The organism is Dietzia sp. B19, assembly GCF_014145155.1.
Taxonomy (GTDB): Bacteria; Actinomycetota; Actinomycetes; order Mycobacteriales; family Mycobacteriaceae; genus Dietzia; species Dietzia natronolimnaea.
Genome location: NZ_JAALED010000224.1, coordinates 1 through 5,431, shown reverse-complemented (window position 1 = coordinate 5,431; position 5,431 = coordinate 1). Strand labels below are relative to the sequence as shown.

7 protein-coding genes are annotated in these 5,431 nt (G+C 68.0%); 4 read left to right on the top strand and 3 right to left on the bottom strand.

Features of this window, described 5'->3' with window-relative positions; genetic code table 11:
* Window positions 1–1,033: hypothetical protein (locus G6020_RS07505; protein ID WP_347238336.1), on the top strand; the 1,033-nt coding region annotated here is incomplete at its 5' end.
* Here G6020_RS07505 and G6020_RS07500 read toward each other — a convergent pair.
* Window positions 990–1,925 carry a hydrogen peroxide-inducible genes activator gene (locus tag G6020_RS07500; protein WP_179525226.1) on the bottom strand — a complete coding sequence of 312 codons (936 nt, stop codon included), beginning with the start codon at window positions 1,923–1,925 and terminating at the stop codon, window positions 990–992. The two genes, G6020_RS07505 and G6020_RS07500, sit on opposite strands and share 44 nt — an antisense overlap.
* A gap of 154 nt (window positions 1,926–2,079) precedes the next feature.
* Here G6020_RS07500 and G6020_RS07495 point away from each other — a divergent pair, with 154 nt between their 5' ends.
* From G6020_RS07495 to G6020_RS07485, 3 genes are all read left to right on the top strand, one after another.
* Entirely contained in the window at window positions 2,080–2,676 is a 597-nt protein-coding gene (locus tag G6020_RS07495; protein WP_182610194.1) for a peroxiredoxin, read from the top strand.
* Window positions 2,673–3,197, top strand: coding sequence for a carboxymuconolactone decarboxylase family protein (locus G6020_RS07490; protein ID WP_179525224.1), 525 nt, complete (start codon window positions 2,673–2,675; stop codon window positions 3,195–3,197). Before G6020_RS07495 ends, G6020_RS07490 begins: the two co-directional genes overlap by 4 nt.
* Window positions 3,198–3,372: 175 nt before the next feature.
* Window positions 3,373–4,290, top strand: a complete 918-nt coding sequence (locus G6020_RS07485) for a hypothetical protein (protein ID WP_182610193.1) — start codon at window positions 3,373–3,375, stop codon at window positions 4,288–4,290.
* A 115-nt stretch (window positions 4,291–4,405) separates the two neighbouring features.
* Here G6020_RS07485 and G6020_RS07480 read toward each other — a convergent pair whose 3' ends face one another.
* Both G6020_RS07480 and G6020_RS07475 read right to left on the bottom strand, forming a co-directional pair.
* Window positions 4,406–5,122, bottom strand: a complete 717-nt coding sequence (locus G6020_RS07480) for a DUF3159 domain-containing protein (protein ID WP_304816413.1) — start codon at window positions 5,120–5,122, stop codon at window positions 4,406–4,408.
* Window positions 5,119–5,431: hypothetical protein (locus G6020_RS07475; RefSeq protein ID WP_182610192.1), on the bottom strand; the 313-nt coding region annotated here is incomplete at its 5' end. The genes G6020_RS07475 and G6020_RS07480, both read right to left, overlap by 4 nt.

Sequence of the window (5,431 nt, the reverse complement as noted above, 5' to 3'; positions counted from 1 at the left end):
GACGGCCCGCCCAGTCCCGGGTGCACCGCCCCAAGAAGAAGCGACGGTCGTGAGCCCGCGGCGCCACGCCGCCGACCCGGTTCTGGTGCCCGAGCGCCTCTGGCGGGCGCTGGAGCGCCGGCACACCGAGGCCGTCGACTCGCTGACCACCGACCACCTCGAGCGTCGACGACGAGGCGAGCCGCACCCGGTCGCGGACTTCCTGTTCACCTACTACCGGACGAGCGTCGCCACCGTCCGACGCTGGCATCCCGGCCCGGGGATCATCCTGGAGAACGCCCACCTGACCGAACGGGCGCAGTGGCGCCACTACGAGCGGACCTCCCTGCACGGTCGGTCCGGACTGATCGTGGATCCCACGTCCGTCCTGTCCCGATGCGGCCCCCGCCTGTCCCGCGCGCGCGAGATCGTCGAGGCCACCGCGTCCAGGCCGGGCGCACTGGGTTGTTTCGGCCTTCACGAGTGGGCCATGCTCTACCGGGGAGGCGACGATGCCGTTCGTCATCCCCGGGTGCCCCTCCGGGTATCTCAGCCACTGATCGACGACGTCGTCGACGGATCCCGGCTGCGGTGCACCCACTTCGACGCCCTCCGGTTCTTCACCGAGGCCGCCGTCCCCCTCAACAAGGACGTCCTCACCCGCGCCGAACAGGTCCGCAACGAGCAACCGGCCTGCCTGCACGCCGGTATGGATCTCTACTCGTACGTGGTGGACATGGAGGCCGGCGCCCCCGGCGAGCTCCTGGTGGACACGTTGGCCGCGGCCTTCGACGCCCGCGAGGTCGACATGCGGTCCTCGCCCTATGACCTGTCCGCCTGGGGACTCGACCCGATCCCGGTGGAGTCCCCCGAGGGACGAGCGGTCTTCGTCGCCCACCAGCGCGGATGGGTCGCGCGGACACAGGGGCTCCGCGCCCGGTACCTGGAGGCGGCGCGGGCCCTGGAGTCGACGAACCCCACCTGCCCGGCCGGCGCCGGACGACCGCCGGTCAGGCGGCAACCGCCCCGAACAGCCGCTGGGCCACCTCGGTGATGACGCTCCCGAGCTCGGCGTAGGCGTCGTCACCGGCCGTGGCCGTGCGGAGCACCAGACCCATCGTCCGGCCCGGTGCGGGCTCGACGAACCTCGCGACCCCGATGCCGGGGTCGCGGCTCTCGGACACCACGGCCGACTCCGGCACGATCATCACCCCCAGCCCCCCGGCGACGCACCTCACCGCGGTGGTCAGGGACGCCGCCCGCGACCCACCACGACCCAGGATCGGAGCCGAGACCCGCCGGCACAGGTCGACGGTCTGGTCACGGAGGCAGTGCCCCTCGTCGAGCATCAGCAGTGGGAGATCCACGAGGGCCTCGAGGGAGAGGCCCTCCTGCCCGGCGAGCGGGTGGTCGGCCGGGACGAGGAGAGCGAACGGTTCGGTGTACAGGGGCATACCGATGGCACCCGCGGCATCGGTGGGAAGGGCCATGATCGCGACGTCGATCGCCCCCGAGCGCAACTGCTCGAGCAGTCTGGCGGTCTGATCCTCGACGATCCGTGGCCGCAGATCCGGGAAACGCTCGGTCAGGGCGGGCAGCAGCCCCGGCAGGAGGTAGGGCGCCGCCGTGGGGATCACACCGATGCGGACGTCGCCCGACAGCGGCCCCCCGCTACCGGCGGCGATGTCGGCCACCGCGTCCATCGCGCCCACCGCGGCCCGTGCGAACGGGAGGAGCTGGTGCCCGACCGGTGTGACGAGCACCGTCCTGGTACTCCGTTCGACCAGGTGAACCCGGAGTCCCTCCTCCAGAGTCGCCAGGGCCTGGGAGAGCGACGGCTGGCTCATTCCCAGCTCCTCAGCGGCACTGCGGAAGTGGAGACGCTCCGCGACAGCGAGGAACACCCTGAGCTGGGTCACGCTCGGAACGAACCGCTGATTGGCCATGTCGATGAGTGTAGGACGATCAATAGCCCCACGTCGATGATTATTCACCCTCCCCTATGGGTGATCTTCACCTCATTAGGCTTTACCTCTCACTGCGCGTCGGGCATAGTCTCCCCTGCCCGTTCAAGAACGGCCCATAACCCAGGAGGATCACATGGCACTTCTCACCATCGGCGATCAGTTCCCCGACTTCGAGCTCACCGCACTCAAGGGCGGCGACCTCCAGCAGGTCAACGCCCAGCAGCCCGAGGACTACTTCGAGACGCTCACCAACCAGTCGTACGCCGGCAAGTGGCGGGTGATCTTCTTCTACCCGAAGGACTTCACCTTCGTCTGCCCCACCGAGATCGCCGCGTTCGGCAAGCTCGACGAGGACTTCCAGGACCGCGACACGCAGGTCCTCGGTGGCTCGATCGACAACGAGTTCGCGCACTTCAACTGGCGCGCGACCAACGACGAGCTCAAGGGTGTCCCGTTCCCGCTCCTGTCGGACATCAAGCACGAGCTGATCCGCGCGCTCGGTGTCGAGAACGCGGACGGGGTCGCCGACCGCGCGACCTTCATCGTCGACCCGGACAACGTCATCCAGTTCGTCTCGGTGACGCCTGATGCCGTCGGCCGCAACGTGGACGAGGTCCTCCGTGTCCTCGACGCCCTCCAGTCGTCCGAGGTCTGCGCCTGCAACTGGCAGAAGAACGACCCGACGAAGAACATCAACAAGATGGACATGCTGCAGGAGGGCATCAAGTGACCATCGAGAACCTGAAGTCCGGGCTCCCTGAGTTCGCGAAGGATCTCAAACTGAACCTCGGCTCCCTGGCGCGCTCGACAGAGCTGTCGCCGCAGCAGCTGTGGGGGACCTTCCTGGCCACCGCCGCGGCGACCCGGTCCGAGACCGTGCTGTCCGAGATCGCCGACGAGGCGCGCGAGCACCTGTCCGACGAGGCGTTCAACGCCGCCCTCGGTGCTGCGTCCATCATGGCCATGAACAACGTGGCCTACCGCGCCAAGGAGTTCCTGGGAGACGACTACGCCCAGGTCCGCATGGGCCTCCGGATGAACATCATCGCGAACCCGGGTGTGGAGAAGGCCGACTTCGAGCTCTGGTCCATGGCCGTCTCGACGATCAACGGCTGCGAGAACTGCACCGCCGCGCACGATGACGTCATCCGCAAGGAGGGCATCACCAAGGAGCAGGCCTGGGAGGCGGTCAAGATCGCCGGCACCGTGGCCGGCGTCGCACAGGCTGTCGAGATCCACGCCAACATCTGACACCCTCGTCCGGTCAACGGACCCGGAGCCCCGTCGACATCGTCGACGGGGCTCCACGCATTTCCCCGCCCCGACCGTCGAGTTGGCACTCCCCAAAACGCCCGGACAGGACTAGGTTCGGAGCCAGGCAGGTGGAAGAATCTTTCACACCGACGCGAAGAGATCTGGAGATGCCATGACCACCGGAGGTACCCCGTCAGGAGACGGGAACCCGAACGATCCGACCGGCACCGGCGCCGCCCAACAGAACTGGGGTGGACAGCAGTACGGCGGACAGGGGGACGCACAGGGATTCGGCCAGGAGCCCTATCCCGGACAGGGCTACGGCCAGGAGGGCTACGGCCAACAGGCTTATGGCCAGCAGGGATCCGGAGGGCAGGGCTTCGGCCAGCAGCCGTACGGTGACCACGGTTACGGGGCGGGGTACCCCCAGTCCGGCCAGGGGGGCGGGCCGGTGATGACGGGCAGGGTGTCCGCCACCGACGCCATCGGCGCCGGCTGGCAGATGTTCAAGAACAACCCGCTGCCGTGGGTTCTGGTCACGTTGGCGATGTTCCTCGCCAACGGGCTCGCGAGTTCGATATCCAACTCTCAGTCGGCGTCGGTGGCGTTCCTGGGCTCGATACTGGCGATCGCCGTGAGCTTCCTGTTCCAGGCATTCATCATCCGGGGAGCCCTCCTCGAGGTGGACGGGCACAAGCCGGAGATCGGCGACTTCTTCAAGTTGCAGAACTTCGGGGCGTTCGTCATCGCCGCGATCCTCGTGGCGATCGCGACGTCCATCGGGTTGATCCTCCTCATCATCCCCGGCATCGTGATCGCGTTCTTCCTGTACTGGACCCTCCACTTCGTCGTGGACCGCAACATGACCGCGATCGACGCCATGAAGTCCAGCGTCAACGCGATCAAGTCCGACGCGGGAAACCTGTTCGCTCTCGCGGTGCTCAACATCCTCGTCGTCGTGGCAGGTTTCCTCGCCCTGTTCGTCGGGCTCCTCATCGCGATCCCCGTGGCCACCCTGGCCTCGGTGTTCGCCTACCGCACCATCACGGGCCCGAGCGAGTTCTCGCGGATGGCGACGAGCACGATCTGACCACCGCGTCACTCGCGCTCGCGGCTGACGGACACGAGCTGGGCAGACGACGGCCCCCGGCGAACTCGCCGGGGGCCGTCGTCCATCCGAGGTGATGCCGTATCGGTCGTGCGTGTCAGTCGTGCGTGGTGGGTTCCCGGGCCTCCGCGGGCTCCCTCTCGTAGACCATCGCGCGCCGCACCGCCCAGATCGTCGCCGCGAACGCCAGCAGCGCGAGCGGCCAGCCCATCGCGATGCGGGCGGCCCCGAGCCAGTTGACCTCGTCGTTCAGGTAGAGCGCGTACTGCAGCACTGCGCGTATCGCGAAGAGCCCTGCCCAGATCCACGTGGCGACGGCGTACCACCGACGCGCTTTCGGGTGACGGCGCCAGGACATCCCTTTTCCGTCGAGCAGGCCCCAGATCACCCCGACGAGTGGCCACCGCGCGAGCGCGGACAGGGCGAACACCCCGCCGTACACCGCCTGCGTGATGATCCCGTAGAGGAAGTATCCCTTCGCGCTTCCGGTGCGCCAGGCGATCAGGACACCGATCGCGACCCCGAAGAAGCCGGAGATCGCCGGCTGGGGGTTCTCCCGTCGGACCAGTGACCACGCCAGCATGGCGACCGCCACCCCGAGCGCCGCCCAGATCGCCACCGTCAGTCCCCAGAAGCCGTTGACGGGGACGAAGGTCAGGATGGGGATCGACGAGTAGACCAGGCCGCGGACGCCACCCATCTGCTCGAGCAGCGAGGCGTCCGGGTCACCGAACGCGGACTTCCGCTTACCTCCCGCGCTCTCCGGGGGCACTTCTCCGGTGGACTGCTCGCCGGCCCGCTCAGACTCGGTCACACTTCTCCTCCGCGTGTAGCGCCCGGTTGCCCACTGAGCAATTCGTAACGTGGATTGAACATGATCTTCTGGCCGGACCGGACGCCGATACGCCCGGTCACCTTGACGAAGCGGCCGGTGTCGATACCCGGGATCGAACCACGTCCCAGCCAGCACACGTCCACCGCACCCGTACCGTCGTACACCTCGGCGGTCACCCCGAGGAACCGCTCTCCCCTTCCGGACAGGACTGTGCGCACGCGCCCGGCCAGGGTGACCATCTGCCCTCTCCGGGCGTCCTCGACGGGCGAGCAGCCGATGCCCTGAACC